Origin of the sequence: Paenibacillus sp. FSL P4-0081, from assembly GCF_000758565.1 — a bacterium.
Classification (GTDB): domain Bacteria; phylum Bacillota; class Bacilli; order Paenibacillales; family Paenibacillaceae; genus Paenibacillus_AQ; species Paenibacillus_AQ phytohabitans.
Window position 1 is genome coordinate 5,095,221 of the sequence record NZ_CP009280.1, and the last position, 19,210, is coordinate 5,114,430.

18 protein-coding genes are annotated in these 19,210 nt (G+C 49.7%); 6 read left to right on the forward strand and 12 right to left on the reverse strand.

Translation table 11 applies throughout. The features are described from left to right. Window positions 1–905: 905 nt before the first annotated feature. Both P40081_RS21865 and P40081_RS21870 read right to left on the reverse strand, forming a co-directional pair. Window positions 906–1,664, reverse strand: coding sequence for a CPBP family intramembrane glutamic endopeptidase (locus tag P40081_RS21865; RefSeq protein ID WP_042138415.1), 759 nt, complete (start codon window positions 1,662–1,664; stop codon window positions 906–908). Between the two features lie 162 nt (window positions 1,665–1,826). Further along, window positions 1,827–2,315 carry an AAA family ATPase gene (locus P40081_RS21870; protein WP_042138417.1) on the reverse strand — a complete coding sequence of 163 codons (489 nt, stop codon included), beginning with the start codon at window positions 2,313–2,315 and terminating at the stop codon, window positions 1,827–1,829. Window positions 2,316–2,498: 183 nt separating this feature from the next. Here P40081_RS21870 and P40081_RS21875 point away from each other — a divergent pair, with 183 nt between their 5' ends. After that, window positions 2,499–2,867 carry a hypothetical protein gene (locus tag P40081_RS21875; protein ID WP_042138419.1) on the forward strand — a complete coding sequence of 123 codons (369 nt, stop codon included), beginning with the start codon at window positions 2,499–2,501 and terminating at the stop codon, window positions 2,865–2,867. An 84-nt stretch (window positions 2,868–2,951) separates the two neighbouring features. Here P40081_RS21875 and P40081_RS39085 read toward each other — a convergent pair whose 3' ends face one another. The 4 genes from P40081_RS39085 to P40081_RS21890 all read right to left on the reverse strand — a co-directional run bounded on the left by P40081_RS39085 (window position 2,952) and on the right by P40081_RS21890 (window position 7,253). Next, entirely contained in the window at window positions 2,952–3,125 is a 174-nt protein-coding gene (locus P40081_RS39085) for a hypothetical protein (protein ID WP_171716245.1), read from the reverse strand. Between the two features lie 79 nt (window positions 3,126–3,204). Continuing rightward, the gene (locus tag P40081_RS21880) at window positions 3,205–5,199 is read right to left on the reverse strand and encodes a chemotaxis protein CheA (RefSeq protein WP_231575167.1); all 1,995 of its coding nucleotides are present in this window, start codon (window positions 5,197–5,199) and stop codon (window positions 3,205–3,207) included. Between the two features lie 15 nt (window positions 5,200–5,214). After that, entirely contained in the window at window positions 5,215–5,640 is a 426-nt protein-coding gene (locus P40081_RS21885; protein ID WP_042138421.1) for a chemotaxis protein CheW, read from the reverse strand. A 23-nt stretch (window positions 5,641–5,663) separates the two neighbouring features. Beyond that, on the reverse strand, window positions 5,664–7,253 hold the full coding sequence (locus P40081_RS21890) for a methyl-accepting chemotaxis protein (RefSeq protein ID WP_042138423.1): 1,590 nt from the start codon (window positions 7,251–7,253) through the stop codon (window positions 5,664–5,666). Between the two features lie 318 nt (window positions 7,254–7,571). Between P40081_RS21890 and P40081_RS21895 the strand changes: the two genes are divergently transcribed. Both P40081_RS21895 and P40081_RS21900 read left to right on the forward strand, forming a co-directional pair. Beyond that, window positions 7,572–8,909 (forward strand): MFS transporter, encoded by a 1,338-nt coding sequence (locus tag P40081_RS21895; RefSeq protein WP_042138425.1) that lies wholly within the window; start codon window positions 7,572–7,574, stop codon window positions 8,907–8,909. 44 nt (window positions 8,910–8,953) lie between these two features. Continuing rightward, a complete protein-coding gene (locus P40081_RS21900) occupies window positions 8,954–9,709 on the forward strand; it encodes a PIG-L deacetylase family protein (protein ID WP_042138426.1) in 756 nt (251 codons plus the stop codon). A 100-nt stretch (window positions 9,710–9,809) separates the two neighbouring features. Here P40081_RS21900 and P40081_RS21905 read toward each other — a convergent pair whose 3' ends face one another. The 4 genes from P40081_RS21905 to P40081_RS21920 form a co-directional block, all read right to left on the reverse strand. After that, entirely contained in the window at window positions 9,810–10,622 is an 813-nt protein-coding gene (locus tag P40081_RS21905; protein ID WP_042138428.1) for an alpha/beta hydrolase, read from the reverse strand. Then, window positions 10,619–11,671, reverse strand: a complete 1,053-nt coding sequence (locus P40081_RS21910; RefSeq protein ID WP_042138430.1) for an ABC transporter substrate-binding protein — start codon at window positions 11,669–11,671, stop codon at window positions 10,619–10,621. Before P40081_RS21910 ends, P40081_RS21905 begins: the two co-directional genes overlap by 4 nt. 42 nt (window positions 11,672–11,713) lie before the next feature. Further along, window positions 11,714–12,919, reverse strand: coding sequence for a helix-turn-helix domain-containing protein (locus P40081_RS21915; RefSeq protein ID WP_042138432.1), 1,206 nt, complete (start codon window positions 12,917–12,919; stop codon window positions 11,714–11,716). A 346-nt stretch (window positions 12,920–13,265) separates the two neighbouring features. Beyond that, window positions 13,266–14,474, reverse strand: a complete 1,209-nt coding sequence (locus tag P40081_RS21920) for an IS110 family RNA-guided transposase (protein ID WP_042138433.1) — start codon at window positions 14,472–14,474, stop codon at window positions 13,266–13,268. A 346-nt stretch (window positions 14,475–14,820) separates the two neighbouring features. On the opposite strand from P40081_RS21920, the gene P40081_RS21925 reads away from it, so the two are divergent. Beyond that, on the forward strand, window positions 14,821–15,225 hold the full coding sequence (locus P40081_RS21925; RefSeq protein WP_042138435.1) for a YhfM domain-containing protein: 405 nt from the start codon (window positions 14,821–14,823) through the stop codon (window positions 15,223–15,225). Window positions 15,226–15,455: 230 nt separating this feature from the next. Beyond that, a complete protein-coding gene (locus P40081_RS21930; protein WP_042138437.1) occupies window positions 15,456–15,881 on the forward strand; it encodes a GNAT family N-acetyltransferase in 426 nt (141 codons plus the stop codon). A 193-nt stretch (window positions 15,882–16,074) separates the two neighbouring features. On the opposite strand, the gene P40081_RS21935 is transcribed toward P40081_RS21930, so the two are convergent. Both P40081_RS21935 and P40081_RS21940 read right to left on the reverse strand, forming a co-directional pair. Continuing rightward, on the reverse strand, window positions 16,075–16,917 hold the full coding sequence (locus P40081_RS21935; protein ID WP_042138439.1) for a GNAT family N-acetyltransferase: 843 nt from the start codon (window positions 16,915–16,917) through the stop codon (window positions 16,075–16,077). Window positions 16,918–16,934: 17 nt separating this feature from the next. Then, a complete protein-coding gene (locus P40081_RS21940) occupies window positions 16,935–17,858 on the reverse strand; it encodes an MBL fold metallo-hydrolase (RefSeq protein WP_052421934.1) in 924 nt (307 codons plus the stop codon). Window positions 17,859–18,040: 182 nt separating this feature from the next. On the opposite strand from P40081_RS21940, the gene P40081_RS21945 reads away from it, so the two are divergent. Then, complete coding sequence (locus P40081_RS21945) at window positions 18,041–19,078, forward strand: asparaginase (protein ID WP_042138440.1); 1,038 nt, start codon at window positions 18,041–18,043, stop codon at window positions 19,076–19,078. Window positions 19,079–19,210 lie beyond the last annotated feature (132 nt).

Below are 19,210 nucleotides of genomic sequence, written 5' to 3' on the forward strand. Positions count from 1 at the left end.
GCCTCCAAATAAGCTGCCTCTCCGGTGAAACCAAGCAGCTTCCCGCCTTCTTTCTGTACGCTGAAAAGATTCAAAAAACTCCATTTCAGCCGCACTGGCGAAATGGAGTACCTTATGTATATACGCATAAATCCCCGCTGCCTGATTACTTGAGGCACGGGGATTTATGTGTTTATTCCTGTATTCAATTCAATCATTTCCTCCTGCTAACAAAGCCATATCCCTGACATGGTGATTGTTCAAATTTCATGTTACCGTGTTGCCCGTTCGCTCCTCTTCGGAGTGTTGCTCCATGTCCTGCATATGGGGTGAATTCCCGCGTACACGATTTCACGAAAAACGTTTTCACGGACGTTTTCCCTGCTGTGAAGAATCGTTTTAGTACGCTTCGCTAACCTTTTTCAACGGAATCACGCTCTTTCTTCCGCAAGATTACTCTTGCTTGAATGAATAGCTTTGGTTCATCTTCAAAGATTTGCTCTTGGGTTCCCGCATACCCACGATCTGCCAGAAGATGTTATCATCCACCTTCCTCATCAGCAGCCGATTCCGGCACGCTTCGCTAACGCTAGTACATCGGGATTCTCTCCTTTCCTTCATTCATTGCTAAATTTAGGAATGAGGCAATCACCTGTAGTTACCACCTGTGGACTGTTGCTGTGGCTCCTTTGGTGATGTCTATATTATATCCCAGAAACAATAAAATTTAAAACTTCAAAAACCTGCATATCCCGGCATAATCCCTGAAATTCCCTGCTATTTATAAGCAGAATGCCCATGCCTAACGATTACTCTTTTTAGGGATAATTTGCTCCGGCTTGCTGGTTTCATGTTATGTATGCGTTATCATTAATCGGATTTCCGGCCGGCATCCGGGATAACTTCCTGAATGCCGGCCGGTTAATTTACATTGACAGGCTATGATTTTTATTCCGCCGGGTTAATTCAATAACTAAATAAATGCCATACAGCAGATACATGATATTCAGAATACCCACTATCAAAACCTCATGCTCCAAGTTCTCATTGCTGACCAAAGCCAGAGCATCATAAATGAAATGAAAGGCGATCAGCGGGATGATATTGTTGCCTGCCTCAATCAGCAGGGCGAGTACGCAGCCCAGCAGCATTGCATTGGCAACCTGGAGAAGTGTGCTTATGATATCATTTCCGCCAAACGCGTTGGCCATATGTAGAGCACCAAAGATTACGGACGAGAATACAATATAAAATACAGACCCCTTATGCTTCAGCTTATCTCTGATGATTCCTCTGAAAATGGATTCCTCAGTATACCCCACAATCATAGTCATGATCACGATACTGATCACTTCAGCCGCCGTCGTCTCCACATTGATTCCAGATATAACCGGCTGGGCTACCGCAAGAATCAACAGGGGGATGTAGAACAGCACAGGCTTGGCCTGCTTGGCGTCAAGCTTGCGGAAGCCGAATCTCTCAAGCGAGGAATCCTTTCGCTTCATATATACAGTAACGATGATGGCCATAACCAGAAAGGCGCAGGCCTGGGCATTTCTTACCCCCATGTCCCCAAACTCCTGAATAGATGCTACTGCAGATGCTACTGAAACTAGAAGGGTCAGGACGACTCCCAGCATCAGCGAGAAAATAACCGGATGTCCTTTTGCAACGGTGTTCTTCATCTCTTATCTCCTTTTATGTAGGTGGTTTCATCATTGCCATCCAAGGACAATAATGGATTTATTGTAAACGATCGCTTGGAAATATACTACAGTTTTCACTGCGGTTACTACCCCTTCCATTCAGGAGCACAGAGACAGATTCATCCGCTGACTTGCCGTCCTCTACAACAGTCTGTCTTTAATCTGCAGAACAACTTCATCCAGTCCGATCTCACTTGTATCCACTGAATGTGAAGGCATTCCTGCATAAGTGCTTATCCGTTCCAGACTCCGATTGATCTGCTCCTCCGTTCTATGATCTTCCTGCATCCGCTGCCTGAGTGCTGATTCCGAACAGGTCAGTGTAATTACCTGATGTTCAAATTCCAGATCTGACAGCCTAGCTAGCAAACGGTCAATCATCTCTTTACGGTGAAGAACCCAACTGAAGATTACGTAATCGAACGACGTATTCGTTAAGAAGCTGTGCAGCAAGTAGTTTATGTTATTCTCAACCATAATGATATTCTCGTCATTCACAGTCCAAGGCTGCATCATCCAGCACCAGTCCCCATCCAACCATACGGAGCGGTCCAGCGACTTGAATAGCTGTTTACATACTGAACTCTTGCCAACGCCCATTGTACCGTTTACGATGATGAGCTTTTTCATTACAATCTCTCCCTCCTTAAAATAACCGTATTGTCATATCCTACATTGTAATAGCTACTGCAATATATCACATCACTTTACCTAATATTCCAGTGGGAAATACAGCTGACGCATGCTATAATCTCTGAGTCCTATAGTGAGAATTGAACATAAGTATGGGGGTTGCAGGAGGTTTTGCTCAACATGAACAGTCCTATTAAAATTTTTAAAGTGACCGTACAGCTGGAGAAGGATGAATACGATGTCGAGGCCAGTCATTGGAGACTGCTGACGGAAACGAACCGCTACTATGAGATCAAACCCGAAAGCGGCCCTGTAAAGCGGATTTACAAAGAGAAATTGAATACGGTAGTGGATGATACCAAATCCTATACAGATGGATATCTGGCTTGTTCGGCATTCTGTATCGAAGACCGTATTCATGATATGCATATCGAAATGCTGCACAAGCTGCGGATGAAGGTCAATGCTTATATGGATGAGCTGCAGCTGAACCAGCAGGCCATCGAGCTGCAGATCAAGAGCCCCAAGGCTGTTCCGCACAAGAAGTAACCCTATTTCTGCTGGCGGCACGCAAAAAACCGGAAGAATCGCAGTGTGCTGCGGATCTTCCGGTTTTTTGTGTATCTGATTCAATTACAGCAATCCGGCGTTCTTCACGGCATGTTCCCAGCTCGGAAAATAATGCAGCGCACTGCGCATTAACTCCGGATCCTGCTGCTTAACCTGCTTCTTGTTTACGGTACCTCCACCAGACTGAAGCTGCTTGATCCGACTGATTACTTCATCTGAAGCCAGCGTAATATCCAACTCTCCACCCCTTTCTGGTACGTCTTTCCATATTTTTCACAACTCCTGCGTGTTCTATACAAAACCTGCAGCAATGAAATTAATGGCTGACCAGATAGGAGGCATTCAGAATCAGTGCAACCCGCCCGTTCCCCAGAATTGTTGCCCCGGAGAGATGGTTCATCGTCCCCAAATACGCACCCAGCGACTTAATGACCACCTCCTGATTACCAATGATCTCATCAACGGCAAAGGCGGCGATCCGGTCCACAGACCGGACAATCACCAGCGGGATAGTCTTGGAGCTGCGCTCGGTCCGCGGGTAATGCAGCTTGTCTCTAAGCCAGGAGAGCGGCACAATCCGCCCGTGGTTAATAATCGCCTGTTCGCCTTGAACGATCTGAATGTCTTCGGGGGAGATCCGCACTATTTCCGCTACATTATACATAGGAAGGATCAGCACCCGGCCGGATACATTCACCAGCAGCCCCTTAATGATGGCGAGTGTAAGCGGCAGACGGATAATGAACACAGTCCCTTGGCCTGGTACCGTTTCAATATCAATGATACCGTTAAGCCGTCCAATCTGGCTGCGTACGATATCCATCCCCACCCCCCGGCCCGATACCTCACTTACTTCGGCAGCCGTTGAGAAGCCGGGCTCAAAGATCAGGTGGATGGCTTCTTGAGCGGTTAAGAACCCGGCCTGTTCTTCAGTGATGATGCCTTTGCTAAGTGCAGAAGCTTTGATTCTGGCAGCATCTATGCCCTGCCCGTCGTCCTCCAGGCGGATAACCACCTGATTCTCCTCGTGGAAGGAGGTGAGCGTAATCATACCCTTGGGAGATTTCCCGCGCTCTGCCCGGACCTCCGGGCTTTCAATCCCGTGATCGGTGCTGTTGCGGATCAAATGGATCAACGGATCACTCAGCTCTTCGATAATCATCCGGTCGAGCTCGGTCTCGCCGCCCTGGATCACGAGTTCAATCTCCTTCCCCAGCTTGTGGGCGAGATCCCGCACCAGGCGCGGAAAACGGTTGAACAATTGATCCATCGGCAGCATCCGGGTCTTCATTACACCTTCCTGCAGCTCTTTAATAATAGTCCCCATATGATCCGACACTCCGCCTATACCCGGCAATACCTTAGCCGGATCATTCCGCTGGCCGGCTGCGCTCAGATCGGCCAGGGAGGTCTGCTCGATCAGCAGCTCGCCTACCAGATTCATCAGATGATCCAGGCGTTCCACGCTGACCCGGACTGTCGGCTGGGCGCTGTTCCCCCGTTGTTCCTTGTTCGGAGATGACGGAGGCCCCGCCAGTAACGGTTCAACCGCCGCTGCTGCGCCAATAACGCTTGAAGGACCAGGCACAAATGGAGTGATGACAATACCCTGGACATCTGAATCACCTGCCAGCTGTTCTGATATCTGCTGAATTTCTTTGCCGGCAGCAGCCACTACAGCAAACCGGATATAACGCGAGTCTTCGTCTGCTCCGGCGGCCGCAGCTGCCGGCAGCGCGACAGCAATGACCTTTCCGCATACATCTTCCATGCGCTGCAGCAGCATATAATACCGTGCCGCCTTCATCAGGCACTCCTCTTTGAGCGTTACCGCGAGGGACAGCAGCGAGTACCCGGCAGCCACGGCTTCTTCGGCCAGGAGCATCTCCGCCGGACTTAAGACGGGCAACCGGACCGGCTGTGGTTCAGCCGGCTGATTAATCAATGCCTTGATCTCTGCAACGACGGCGCTGCAGTCGGCGTAATCCCCGCCGCTGATATATTGCGTGCGCAGCAGCTTCATGGCGTCAAGCGCCCGGAAGAGCGTATCAATCAGCTTTCCGGTAATCTCCGGTTTCTTCTCCCGGACCCATTCAATGGCATATTCAACCTCATGCGTCAGATCGCTCATTTCACGGAAGCCCATGGTTGAGGCTGAGCCCTTGATCGTATGGGCTGCGCGGAATATCGTCTGGACCAGCTCTGGTGCCGGAGCATGCTCCAGCGTGAGCAGGGATTGGTCGATCCGCTCCAATTGCTCATTCAGCTCTTCTATGAAAATATCGCGGTAGGCAGACAGTTCCATCATCATTACTTGTTCCCCTTCCTAACCGCCCAATATTTCCTCGAGCTTCAGAATGCCAATCAGCTGATCATCCCGTTGGCCAATCCCGTGGAAGACCGCTTCGCGGCTGCGGTTATGTCCGCCCGCCGGAGGGTGGATCTCGGCATACGTAGTCACTTTATTGACCTTATCCACAATGAGGCCCACGAATTCCTCCCGGTAGTTGACCACAATAATTCTTGTATTCCGGGTGTACGGCTCATCCGCCATCCCCAGCAAATTGCGCAGGCTCATCACGCAGACCACTTTACCGCGCAGATTGACCACACCCTTCACTTCATTCCGGGTGAACGGGATGTCTGTAATGCTGAGCATTTTGATAATTTCATGAATTTCTTCGATACGGATCGCACAGGTTTCGGCTCCTACAGCAAGCTCGATATACTGTTCCTTCTGTAAGGATGACATGGCTTCACCTTCAGTCTGTAGAATTAATGAGTCTTGAACGCGGCAGCGGACTGGGCTAGATCCTCGGATAACAGGGCCAGGGCCTGGCAGGTAGCTGCCGTTTCCTCTGAAGCCGCTGCGGATTCCTCGCTGAAGGCGGCAATGGACTGGACCGAGCTCATCACTTCGGCTGCCTGGGCGGATTCCTCTTCACAGGCGGCAGCAATTTCATTAACTTTGAGTGAAGAATTATTAACCATACTGATAATCTGTTCAAAAGCCTGGCTGGTCATCGAAGACTGCTCAACGCTTTCCGCTACTGCCCGGACGCTTTGCTTCGTATTCTCCTGCATGGCCTTGATGATCTTCGTGATTTCCTTCGTGGCATCACTGCTGCGCTCGGCAAGCTTGCGGACCTCATCCGCCACCACTGCGAAGCCGCGGCCCTGCTCTCCGGCACGAGCAGCTTCAATCGCCGCATTCAAGGCCAGCAGATTGGTCTGCTCGGCAATATCATCAATTACTTCGATGATATCTCCGATTTTGCCGGAATCCTCTTCGAGCTGTTTCATCTGGTGATTGACAGTCTGCATTCCCTGCAGCGAGGTCTCAACCACATATCCGCCTTCCCGGGCCGTGCGCACCGTCTCATTCGACAGCTCCGCCGCTTCCTCTGCACTGGAGGCTACGGAATCAATAGCCAGCGACAGCTCCTTGAACAGTTCGGTAATGTTCGTTGCCGCCGCAGACTGGTTCGTGCTGGTCCCGGCGATTTCCTGGGTACTTGCCGAGATTTGCTCGGAAGACGCAGCCACACTCTGTGAATTCATAACAATCCCGTTGATCAGATCCTTCAGGTTATGAACCATCCGGTTCAGGGCAGCAGCCAGCTGGCCTACTTCATCCTTGGTGGAAATATCGGATTGCTGGGTCAGATCACCGTTCGCCACCTCTGAGGCCAGCCGCAGCATCTGCATAAGCGGTTTGGAGATGGATCTGGCGATCATGTAACCAATAAGAATGCTGATGATAACAGCAGCCGAGACAACTGAGATGGTGAGCACCAGCGAGGAGGAATATGCTGATTGGGAGTGGCGGTTCGCTTCCTCGGCCAGCTCCACGTTAAATTCGATCAGACCATCCAGGTTCGCAAGCACTTTCTCTCCCTGCGCAGTCAATTGGGTGGTCAGGAATGTATTAAATTGAGCCGGATCATCCAGTTCAGCCAGAACAAGCGCTTCCTCAAACAGCTTCAGATAAAGCTCATACTCTTTGTCAAAATCGTTCAGCAGCTCTTTCTCCGTGCCGGTCGTGGCCAGCGGACGGTAATTGTCCACCTTCTGGATCAGATCCTGCCGGGTGGATGCAATCTTGTCCTGATAACCGGCAATTTGGGTTGCATCCGTGGTGTTGCTCATATCGCGCATATATACCCGGATGACCTGATAATTGATTTTGGCAGCAGACAGATCTCTGACCGAAATCAGATTGTTGTTATACATGCCTTTCATATTCTGATTACTGCTGCTCAGCGAGAAAATGGAATACACCCCGAGTCCCGCCAGAATTAATGAGACCACCATAAAAGCTGAGATAATTTTTGTTGCTGTCTTCATGTTTCCGAACCATTTCATGTGATTTCCCCCTGTGGTTAACTTCTTAGTGTCCATCCTGCCGTAATCCTGTTGTATTCTCCCATAACACTCTCCCATCAGCCGGACACATCAGCTATATTTCGACATTTTTCGTTAAATAGTTAATATAATTATTTTGCATTAATAAATTTTTAATTTATTTTCTGTAATGCGCTTCCACATTGTCTATATGTAACGGTTATCCAGCCGGCTGCGTTAGCCATATTCAGCTTGACAGAACATCAAAAAAAGTTATAAATAAACATAATTAGCAAATGGTACAACCCTACATATACACAACGAAAAGAGGACTGCCCATTGACAACAAAAGTACCTTTGGCTGAGAAAATGGTGTTCTCCGGCGGCTTGCTGGGCCAGAATATGCTGTACAGCTTCATGTCGATGTATATTCTGTTCTTCTACACGGATCTGCTGGGCATTCCGGCGACTACCGCCAGTGTCATACTGGTAGCAGCGAGCATCTTCGATGCTTGCCTTGATCCGCTGATGGGCATGATTACCGACAAAACACGCTCCAGGTGGGGCAAATTCAGGCCTTATCTGCTGTTTGCCCCCTTCCTGATTGCACTGGCAACCATCGTCTGCTTCTGGGACTTCGGCGGCTCCTCTAGGACGACGCTGGTGATCGCCACCGTATCGTATCTGCTCTGGGGTATGCTGTATACGGTCTGTGATACGCCGCTTTGGGCCTTGTCGTCCGTTATCTCTACAGATCCGGGTGAACGGACATTGTTCGTCACTTTAGGCAAAATCGGCGGGACCCTCGGTGCGGTCGTGATCACAGTCGGCGGCATCCAGCTGCTGCTGGCCTTCGGCGGTGAACGGAGCACGCAAGCTTATCTGTATTCTGCAATTATTATAGGAATCATTGCTGCGTTATCTATTTTGCTGACCGGAATTCTTACCAGGGAAAGAGTCGCCCCTTCACCCGTGAAGATCTCCTTCCGGCAAAATCTGCAAACGGTGTATAAAAACAAACCGCTGCTCACCCTGCTTGCCTCGCTGCTGATTATCAACCTGGTCAACGGCATCCGGCAGAGCATCCAGCTGTATTATGTGGTCTATGTCTGGGGAGATGCCGGTTATGCAACCCAGGTCGGGATTAGCCTTGTTGTAGGCATGCTGCTGGGCATGACGGCTACGCCGCCGCTTTTGCGCCGCTTCTCCAAGAAGAAGGTATTCATCCTATCCTGCATTCTGGGGAGCTTGTCCTGCATCCTGCCTTACCTTCTCGGTGACCACAATGTTATGACCACACTGGTGTTCTTCGCGGTCAGCTTCTTCTTCTCGGGCATGACAACCATTGTGAGCACGTCCATGCTGCTGGATACCATTGATTATTCGGAGTGGAAGCTGGGCTTCCGGGGCGAGGGGATTGTGTTCTCCACGAACACCTTTGTCACTAAATTCAGCGGGGCATTGTCACGGCTCATTATCGGTGCAAGTCTGGGCCTCCTCAGCTATGTTGAGAATCAGCCGTCGACTCCAACGCTCAAGCATGGGCTCAGCTTCGTGATGTTTCTCCTGCCTGCCCTCTGTTTCCTGGCCGCAATCCTGCCGATTCTGTTCTACAATATCAGTGATAAGCAGCGGCTGCAGACGCTGAGTGATTTGGAGAATACCCGGTCCGTATAGAAAGGAACTCAAGCATTTATCTGATATAAGGAGTGATCATGAACATGGATATATCCACAATGGCAGCACTGATGTCCCCTCCCGATCTGACAGGCTGCCGCAGAATATTATGTGTACAGCCGCATCCGGATGATAATGAGGTGGGCATCGGCGGGACAATCGCCTCTTTGGCGGAGCAGGGCTGCGAGATTCATTATTTGACTGTGACGAACGGGGATCTTGGTGCGTTGGACGAGCATTTGTCTTCTGCCGAGATTGCAGCCGTCCGCGCACGTGAGCTGGAGGCCGCAGGGCGGTCGCTGGGTGCTACGGTGTTCCATCAGCTGGCCCACGGCGACGGCACCCTGGAGCATATTCCGGCGCTGGCAGAAGAGATTGCCGGGATCATCCGCACCGTGCAGCCGGATGTTATCCTCTGTCCTGATCCGTGGCTGAGCTATGAGGCACATTATGATCATATCGTTACCGGCAGAGCCGCAGCCCAGGCCTTCCTGTCGTCCGGACTTCCGCTGTATCCCCGAGGGACAAGCACCCGCCCCTGGCAGCCGAAGGCGATTGGTTTCTATTTCACCTCGGAGCCTAATACGGTGATCGACATTACAGACCACTTCGAGCGGAAGTTCGCAGCCTTAGCCCTGCACAGCAGCCAATTCAGTGAGGAGACTCTGGCGATGTACCGGATCTATTTCCGTGAAAAAGGCCGCCAGCTCGCTGAAGGCAAAGACTTCGAGCTTGGTGAAGGCCTGAAGTTGCTGTCCCCGCTGCATCTGCACTGCTTCGTGGATGCCCGGCTGATCTAAAGTGTATTAACATATAGAAGAGCAGCACTTCTCACCTAAACGGGAGATTTGCTGCTCTTCTTTACGTGGAATCTATGAACTTTAGGCTTGTTCCAGGATCTCATTCCTTCTCCAAGGCGAATCTCAGCAGACGGCTCAGCGCCGCAGGCAGTACGCTAACATGGCTCTCACCGGCGAATTCATTAAGACTCGTCTGCAGGCCATGCTCTGCCAGAGATGCCAGCCGTCCGGGAAGCTTCCCGGCATCCTCGACCATATGCTCCAGTTCGTCGGCACCGATCGTAATCAGCAGCTTACGCTGCAGAGCCTTAGCAGGATATGCTGCCAAGAACTGCTCCAGTTCAGCCAGCAGGGCATAATCATTCCACCATACTGAAGGACTGCCAGCCGTATAACGGGTTACCAGCTCCGGACGCGTGAACAGTGCGTGCAGTACAAGTAAACCGCCGAGGGAGTGGCCGAACAGCGCCTGACGCTTTGTGTCTACCCGGAACAGGCTGGCGATCATCGGCATAATCTCCAGCTGCAGCAGATCGAGGAATTCGTCTGCCCCGCCGCTCTCCGGCCACTGGCTGCCATCCGGCCGCTTGGGCAGCTGCTGCTCCTCAGCCGGCATGGTGAAATCATAGCAGCGGCGCTTCATATCGAAGGGCTCACCGGAAGGATAGCCGATCCCCACCACTACCACCGGATCATAACCATGCGGTTTGCTGGTCTGCAGACGTGCAGATTCGGCCAGGGTATGGAATACGGCATGGCCATCCAGTGCGTAAATGACCGGATACCCCTCCGGCGGGGCTTCTCCGGTTGGATGCGAGATCAGAATCCGGTACTCCTGGCGTTTTGCCCCGGCATAAATGACATGTTCCTCGCAGCCAAGATGCGGGTAGCTCCGTTCATTCGTCATAGTCATGGCGCGAGGATCTCCAGAACATCGTCAATGACATTGCTGTAGGCAACGATACCGCCGCCCAGCCAGTAACGGTCGTCCACATCATAGACCTTACCGGCCTGGACGGCAGGGATGCTTTTCCAGAGCGCGCTCTCTGTCAGTTCCTTATAGAAGGACTCACCGGTGTTGGCTGTATCGTTGGCCAGGAAGATGTGATCGGCATCGATCTGCGGCAAAACCTCAAGCGACAGCTCTACACTGTTCTCTGTAGCGACAAGATCGCTCTTGGTAATTCCCAGCTCTTCCGCCAGTACAAACCCGCCGTAAACACCGCCCATCAGGAACATCCCCCGCGAATTGAACCGGATAATCAACGCCTTTTTGTCTTGGATATGCGGAGCCAGGGTTGTCTTGGCCTCCTCTACCTTTTTGCGGTAATCTGCAAGGCCTTTAGCCGCTTCCTCCTGCTTGCCGAGGAGATCACCCAGTATCGTTACGGAGCTGTCCAGGTCACCTGCCGCCTGCTGGAAGACATAGGTCGGGGCAATTTTGGAGTATTGCTCATAGACACCATTCTCCGCATAGTAGGAGTTATGCAGCACAATGAGATCAGGCTGCATCGCCATGACAACCTCCGGCGAAGGCAAGCCGCTGGTGAAATCAACAAGCGGAACCCCGGCAAGCTGATCCTGAAGATACTGCTGTCCCTGGCCTTTATTGGACCACTGTCCCACCGGCTTGACGCCGAGCACTACCAGAGAGTCTTCCATATATGGAGCAAATACTTTCGTTGGAGCAGTATTTAATGTAACCTCATGTCCCAGTTCGTCCTGAACCACTAGCGGATAGCCGGTTGCCTCTGCAGCTTCAGCCACTGCCGGCTCCACTTCAGGAGACGTTGACGGTGTCGCTTCTGCGGTGTTTGTCTGAGCGGCTTCATTCCCGGCCCCGCTGTCAGCCGCCGAATTGTTGCCGCAGCCCGCCAGCAGCATAATCACGAAGATTAGCGCTAACAGGGCCAGGATTCCTGACTTCTTTCTCTTGGCTGAATTGACCTTATGATCTTGCATGTTTTATCTCCCCCTAGTGATAATCATTCTCATTACTAGGGATTATAGAGGATAAACAGAAGGGTAACCATGGACAGTTTCCTGTTCCTGGCTTGGACTATTTCCTGTAAACATCAGAACGGCCTCCTCCAGCATCCGGTCCAGTGCTACCGCCGAGTACTCGAACCAGGGATCAGAGGGGAGCAGGTCCAGTTTGCCTGACTGTACTGCCGGCAGATTACGCCAGCTCTCACTGTGCTGCAGGGACAACCAATGCCGCCTCGTGGCAAAATCAGGACAGATGATCAGCATTAGCCGCTGCGGATTCAGCAATCTGACTTCCGCAAGCGAAATCGGCTCATTATACAGCGTACCGGAGCCGGTATATGCCGGCTTCAAGGCAAGTTCGCCATAGATCACATCACGGATTCCCCTGTTGCAGTAAGCATGCAATTGATCTTCGTATAGGCGGAGCACCATACAGCTCTCTTCACCCGCGGCGGCGGCCACCTGCTCTCTGGCATGGCGGGCTTTGTGTTCAAACCGCTGCAGCCACTGGCTGCACTGCTGTTCCCTGCCCAGAAAAGCAGCGATCTCCCGGAGCTGGACATCCCAGCGGTCCTGTTCGCGGGGGATGAAGAGGTTCTGGCTATTGCGCTGCAGATGCTCCTCCCATGCCGAATCCCAGGCATCGTGGCCGATAATTGCCTCCGTCCGGGCATTGATCAGCTTAGCCCGCTCAAGCTCCTGGTCCATCAGGTCTACCCTAAGATGTGTTTCAATCCGGTCGTAATACTTGTTAAAATAATAGGAAGTCCATTTGGAATCCAGCGGAGCGGCCACCGGGATAATATCCAGAGCCAGCAGTTGCCCGACCGCAGCTGCAGAGCAGGCGGCAACCCTCCGTTTATGTTGCTGGATGAACGACGAAGGAGGGACTCCGGTTTCCTTTTTGAATTTGCGGCTGAAATAGAATTCATCGCTGTAGCCGACTTTATGAGCGATCTCACGGAGCAGATATTCCGATTCCTGCAAGTATTGCTTGGCCCGGCTGATTCTCAGCTCTGTCAGATAGTCCATCGTGCTCTGTCCGAACGTTTTTTTGAACAATTCGCCAAAATACTTCGGCCGCAATCCTGTCATGCCTGCCAGTTGATCAATGGACAGCGGTTCATGATAATGCTCCGCTATATATTCCCGGACGGCTGCCAGGTTAAACCGCCCGCCTTCCGGATGAAGACTGCCCTCCAGCAGCTGTTCCCGCTCCATACGTATTCCTCCGTTCTTATTTAGTATTGTAATGCAGACCGCAGCAAATGCGGCTGACTGCAGAATATCAGCTCTACAGCGATAATGATAATCATTATCTGTGTAAAACTCAATAAAAAAGAACGCCACCGGGCACTCTTCTCTGGATTGATGTTAAAAATCAATAAAGTTCTAGACTGAAAAATAAAGTGTTAGATTCACAAGGCTTCATTAAACTATACCAGCTAATAGCTTGTCAACATTACCAGTAAAGTGATTCTAAATCATGTGGTATAGTTAAAATGAGGCATGCCAAAAAACCCTCCAATTTTCTTTGTGTCTTGGAAGGTTATGCCAATAATATTTTTTAAATTGGACGAAATTCCTTTTTATTTTTTAAGATCGCATAGAGCCAATGGACGAGTTTATTTGCACATGCGATTAGAGCTACTTTATGTGGTTTTCCTTCAGCTCTCTTACGTTCATAGAACGCTTTGATTCGCATATTTCGGGAGCGTATAAGTCCACACTGAACAGCCATCACCAGTGCGTAACGCAGCTGCCTGGAACCACGTTTCGTGATTCGGTTTCGAGTCGCTGTAAACTTACCGGAAGCAAAGACACTCGGGTCAATGCCTGCGAAGGCGACTAACTTCTTAGGATGATCAAATCGTTCGACTTCTCCTATTTCGGATAAAATTGTTGCAGCAATTTTATGCCCAATCCCGGGAATCGACTGAATTAATTCATACTCTTCAATTTCTTCAGCCAGAGCATCTATGTTCTGTTCCAGTTCAGCAAGATGCTCTTGGTATTGAAGAATAAGGGTAATAAGAACTCTCATATTGATTAAATGACTTGCATACATGGTTTGCTGAAATGGATTTTGTTTTGCCGCATCTACTAATCGTTGAACCCGTTGGTTAATCCAGTCCTCTGAACGCCCCCGTTTCGAAGAAAGCAGTTCTTTCATCTTAGCTCTAAGTGTATCTTCATCCGTCTGTAAAACTAAATATGAGGTTGGGAATTCACTTAAAAACCGCAGTGAAACACCGGAATACATAGCTCCAAACACGCCTTTATAACCCGGGAAAACCTGATCTAAAACAGCTTGGAATTGCAGTTTAGTCGATACACACATCTTTGAAAGAGTCTCATATTGCCTTGTAAGATAGCGCAGATTGAGAAGTTGCACACCTCTTTTCTTAAAAGGTTCAAACTCTTCCCTGTAGTACAACTCACCCAATAGGTAAGCGTCAGCAGCATCCGTCTTTACTTTACGAAGCTGAGACTTTCTAAGCCGATTGGAGATTAGCGGGTTAATGACAATGTAAATATAGTGATGTTCCTCTAAGAACTGAACAACAGGGCTTTGGTAATGTCCTGTTGCTTCTAGAATAAGTAAAGGACGTTGTTTGGATACCGATTCAACGTCCTTTAAAACTTGATGTAGATTTGCTAGGCCATCACGAGTGTGCTCGAAGTGGAATGTCCCTCTGAAGAGCTTTCCGCGCGCTAAAAAGGCTTGTCCATGACTTTCTTCTTTTGAAATATCTAGACCGACAACTGGATTCATTTCATCTCATCTCTCCCTGTAAGTTTAAATTCACCGGCATCCCTACGGTTCTTCTTGTCGCTCCATAGCATCGCTTGTTATACGGGATCTTACGTCCCAACCAGCCTCAATCATGGTCATGACAAGTAGGGTGAACATTATAGCACTCGGGATCAAGTCCCACGGGCAGGTACGTTCGACCAGGCTACTTTAATCCTCTATGCAAATGAAAAAAGGATCAACCAGAAAGAACTGGTTGATCTCATAATACGAACGGGCAGGATAGTTGACCAACTCAAAAAACTATTAGCAACCTTTTAATTCCATTTACCGTCTAAAGATTAGAGGTTTTAAGGAGGTGATTATTGTGAAAAAGTATTTACTTATCTTTTTATTGCTAACTCTTATTATGATCCTTGGATGTAGCGAGAAGAACCAGAACTCTATCCAGGAAAACGGTGGAGTTTCAGTTAATCTGATATGTAGTAACAATAAAAATGAATGCACAGATCGGAAATTCAATGATCTCCAATCATTCCAAGTATTCAAAACTACTATAGATAGTGCAGAGAAAATGCCGGGTAATCTTAATTATATAGCAGAATACAATTTGAAGATTAAATTTCAGGGTCAAACAACAAAAACTTTCCATCTCTCATTAGGTACAGACAGGGATATGAAAGGGCTATTGGTAGACCTTGAAAATACTAATCAAGGTTATGAAATTCCTGTAATACATGCGAACAAATTAAGGGAATTGATAGAGGGTTAGTAAATTTCGCATTACGCTAACGGGACACGTTAGCTCAATAACAACCAGAAGGCAGCCGATCAACATGCTCAGCTGCCATTGTTCAACGAATGGGCAGTTTAACTCTGGTCTAGTAACAATAAACCACACCTGTATTGAAATAGTCATACCGTGGTTCTAGTAAATCCGCTAATATAATGCCAAGATTATGGTGCACCCTATAAAATGGGAAATGAGTGGAGATGAAATTTATGATTAGAGTTGCAAAACTGGAGGATAGGAAAGATATATCCAAACTTTTGACGCAATTAGGCTACCCGGATACCGAATTTTTTATTAAAGAGAACATGGAAAGACTTCTAGCTGACCCCAACGAAGAATTAATGGTATATGAAAATGAAGGACGTGTTATTGCCTGTATTTCCATTCATTATATCCCTCAGTTGGGAATTAGAGGTGATATCGCTTCTATTAGTTACCTTGTTGTAGACTCCTCAATAAGAAGTAAAGGAATTGGAAAGGAATTAGAGGAATTTGCCTCTGCCTCTGCCAGAAAAAGGGGATGTGACCGTATCCAAGTTCATTGTCATTCCAGAAGAATAGATGCTCATAAATTTTATGAGAGACAAGGCTTTAAGGAGGCTCCTAAGTACTTTTCAAAAATGTTAAACAAATGACGGACTAAACTCTCACTAGCCTTTATTGAAACGAAAGCAAGCATATTAATATTTAACTAACGGGAAATGTTTATTTAACAACAACAGCGGCAGTCTAAGACTTTATTTATCAAGTCTTAGACTGCCGCTGCTTCTTTTGATTGATCGGTTAAAAACTTAAACAATTGATATGTTATTCTGCTGAATCTGTTATTCACTCGGCCAACCGGTAATAGGGGATGTACAGCGACGGCTTGAAGCCCAGCTTCTGAGCCAGTCTGTAAGAACCCTCATTCTCCCGGCGGCAGCCCCACACCGGCTCCAGCCCTTGCTCCAGGCAGTAATCAATCAGCGCAGAACATACGGAGAAGGCAAAATGCTTCCCCCGGTGGCCCGCTGCCGATTCAATCCCAATCTCCAGCTGATCTGCTGTACGGTACGCCGAGAACGCACTCGAGGCGCTCTCCCCCTCCCTGAGCAGGGTGTATCCTATGCCTGTACTTAGGAAATGCTCTGCATCTCTCCAGAAATAGCGCGGAATCACAGCACCTGATTGCCCGTCAAACAGCCCGGCAGTCATCTGAACAATTACTGCATCCCGCCGGAACCATTGCTCCTTCGCACTGTGGTAGACTTCCGGGTCAAAGGTGAAATTCACTCTGGTATGGGTGTGTATCTTCCGTGTATCAGCCGTTTCAGGACCGGGCTCGACCGCATTTAACAGTGCGTTATGCTCAGTAATTATGGACTCCACCAGCGGAGACCAGCCTCCTGCCGGGTCACCCTGCAGCCATTCCGGAGACTGCCTGTCCCCTGTCTTGTTGGTAATATAATCATATAAGCTCCGGTTAAACGCCTCATTGCCCGAATCCCCATAGACCAGCGACATCCCGTAATCATGGGCCACATAAAAGGTATGGGGGTTCTGCACATTATCCACATAAACAATGCCGGTAGTCTGGCCCTTGAGTACAGCTTCGGCGAACAGGGTGTTGATCTTCACTTGACTTAACAGCGGCAGAGCCAGGGCATAGTCCCGGCCATCCAGCTTCAGCATAATGTTCTCCTCTTTTCTCAGGAATGAGTATATGTATCGTACAGCCAGCGGAAATTCCACTCAAAGATATGGGAGCCCTCCCATGTATCGAATGGTGCCGGAATTCCCTTAGCTAACCAGAAATCCGCGTTCTCCCCGCTCCGGGCAGCCGCTGCGGCATACGCCTGGATCTCTTGAAGATAACTTAACATTTCAGCGATGCTCTCACGTCCGGCAACCCCTCCATGACCGGGGATCAGCCGGGTGAAGTCAATCTCGCGGCCAATCCGTTCCACGATTAAAGCCCATGCTTCAGGGAAACCGTGCAGCATAGCCGGATGGGATTGGTTCAGCACCAGATCCCCGGCAATCAGCACCTTAACGTCAGCAATATATACCATGGCATCGCTGCAGGTATGGCCGCCGCCGTATGTAAACAGCTGTATGGACCGCTCTGACCCGTGGATATCAAGCGTATCCTTGAATGTCACAGCAGCTGTTACTCTGCGGATCGCAGGCGTTGCCTCCAGCAGGGCCTGCTTTTCCGATATTTCATATCCCAGCGCTGCCTGCAGGCGGGTGTCCACAGCAGTACTGTGAGCCTCCTGAAGTGCTTCAATCTGCTTCTGCAGCCCTTCCTGCCATTCCCCAAGCTCAGGCGGACCATTCGTTGTCAGCACTTCACGGGTAAGCTCCGTGGAAATGATGACACAGTCGGCAAACTCCATATTCCCGTAATGATGATCCCCGTGATAGTGGGTATTCACTATGTATTTGACCGGCTTCCCCGTCAGCTGCTCAGCCGTTTCCCGCAGAAGCTTCGCTGCCCCGGGCAGGCTGAAGGTATCCACCACGACTGTGGTATCCCCAAGATCTATAATGGACGCATTGCCTACCGCGCCCCGGCCCGGAATAACAATCGCTGCCCACACTCCCTGTGCTACTTCCTCTACCGTGAACATACATATCCTCCCATTTATATTTTTACTTATTATACCTTAATATGGCATGCACTTATTGACTAATTATTTGCAGGGAAAAACAGGAGTAAAAACAGATCATTGTCCCCTGAAATCGTATGTTATAATACATTCAATGTAATTCCATAGCCTTCATTCTGATTCGACCTGAAAGGAAACGATCTATGATTATTCCAGCACCTGAAGTGAACTTCACAGCATCCCCATTTTATAATCCCAGCCTCAAAAATGTAGTTATTCTGGCTACCGGCGGCACCATTGCCGGCAGCGGCGAAGCGCATAAAACCTTGAACTACGAACCCGGTGCCCTGCCCGTGCAGGATCTGCTGGATAGTGTGCCCCACCTGGAACGGCTTGCCAATTGTGCCGGCGTTCAGGTCAGCAATCTCTGCAGTGCAGATATCACCAGCGAACACTGGCTTACACTGGCTGCGTACATCAACACGCTCGCCCTCCGGGAGGATGTGCACGGCTTCGTAATTACCCACGGCACCGACACCCTGGATGAGACCTCCTATTTCCTGAACCTGGTGATCAAGACCGACAAACCGGTGATCATTACCGGCTCCATGCGCCCCGCAACGGCAATCAGTGCCGACGGTCCGCTCAATCTGTATCAGTCCGTTGCACTGGCAGCCAATCCGGATGCATCCGGACAGGGCGTGATGGTTGTCTTCGCCGAGGGCATCTACAGCGGACGGGATGTGCAGAAGGTGAACACCTTCAAGGCTAATGCCTTCGATGAGCGTGATTTCGGCTGCCTGGGCTACATGCGCGACAGTCATGCCTTTTTCTATACCCGGACGCTCAAAAGACATACGACTGCTTCACAATTCGATGTATCGGCCATGACCGGACTGCCGGAAGTATCCGTAGCCTACTTCCATGTCGACGCCGATCCCGGCATCCTGGATTATCTCGCCACGATCTCCAAGGGCATTGTGATTGCCGGAGCAGGCGGAGGCATCTACAGCAAGCCGTGGATAGATAAAGTCGGCGAGCTTAAGAACAATAACATCCCTGTGGTCCGCTGCTCGCGGATCTCAAGCGGAATTACGCTCAAGGACTCCTACATTGACCTGTCCGCCAATTCCATTCCCTGCAACAGTCTGGTGCCGCAAAAAGCACGGATTCTGCTCTCCCTGGCGCTGACTCAAACGACCGGCTACGACGAAATCGCTGCAATGTTCAACGAATATTAAAACATTAGACATCACTCTAAGGGGGTGTCCCGTAAGCCTTATAGTGGCTTCCGGGACACCCCCTTTTTTTGAGTAAGAACAATGTATGCACTTGAGAGGACGCTGCGTGAACGGACCGTTGTTCCAATCGCT

What these genes read in the sequence shown, in the direction of transcription:
- P40081_RS21900 (WP_042138426.1), top strand. Translation starts at nt 8,954, where the DNA reads ATGGATATATCCACAATGGCAGCACTGATGTCCCCTCCCGATCTGACA.
- P40081_RS21935 (WP_042138439.1), bottom strand. Translation starts at nt 16,917, where the DNA reads ATGCTGAAGCTGGATGGCCGGGACTATGCCCTGGCTCTGCCGCTGTTA.
- P40081_RS21870 (WP_042138417.1), bottom strand. Translation starts at nt 2,315, where the DNA reads ATGAAAAAGCTCATCATCGTAAACGGTACAATGGGCGTTGGCAAGAGT.
- P40081_RS21865 (WP_042138415.1), bottom strand. Translation starts at nt 1,664, where the DNA reads ATGAAGAACACCGTTGCAAAAGGACATCCGGTTATTTTCTCGCTGATG.
- P40081_RS21885 (WP_042138421.1), bottom strand. Translation starts at nt 5,640, where the DNA reads ATGTCATCCTTACAGAAGGAACAGTATATCGAGCTTGCTGTAGGAGCC.
- P40081_RS21880 (WP_231575167.1), bottom strand. Translation starts at nt 5,199, where the DNA reads ATGATGATGGAACTGTCTGCCTACCGCGATATTTTCATAGAAGAGCTG.
- P40081_RS21930 (WP_042138437.1), top strand. Translation starts at nt 15,456, where the DNA reads ATGATTAGAGTTGCAAAACTGGAGGATAGGAAAGATATATCCAAACTT.
- P40081_RS21890 (WP_042138423.1), bottom strand. Translation starts at nt 7,253, where the DNA reads ATGAAATGGTTCGGAAACATGAAGACAGCAACAAAAATTATCTCAGCT.
- P40081_RS21945 (WP_042138440.1), top strand. Translation starts at nt 18,041, where the DNA reads ATGATTATTCCAGCACCTGAAGTGAACTTCACAGCATCCCCATTTTAT.
- P40081_RS21910 (WP_042138430.1), bottom strand. Translation starts at nt 11,671, where the DNA reads ATGCAAGATCATAAGGTCAATTCAGCCAAGAGAAAGAAGTCAGGAATC.
- P40081_RS21915 (WP_042138432.1), bottom strand. Translation starts at nt 12,919, where the DNA reads ATGGAGCGGGAACAGCTGCTGGAGGGCAGTCTTCATCCGGAAGGCGGG.
- P40081_RS21920 (WP_042138433.1), bottom strand. Translation starts at nt 14,474, where the DNA reads ATGAATCCAGTTGTCGGTCTAGATATTTCAAAAGAAGAAAGTCATGGA.
- P40081_RS21875 (WP_042138419.1), top strand. Translation starts at nt 2,499, where the DNA reads ATGAACAGTCCTATTAAAATTTTTAAAGTGACCGTACAGCTGGAGAAG.
- P40081_RS21940 (WP_052421934.1), bottom strand. Translation starts at nt 17,858, where the DNA reads ATGTTCACGGTAGAGGAAGTAGCACAGGGAGTGTGGGCAGCGATTGTT.
- P40081_RS21905 (WP_042138428.1), bottom strand. Translation starts at nt 10,622, where the DNA reads ATGACTATGACGAATGAACGGAGCTACCCGCATCTTGGCTGCGAGGAA.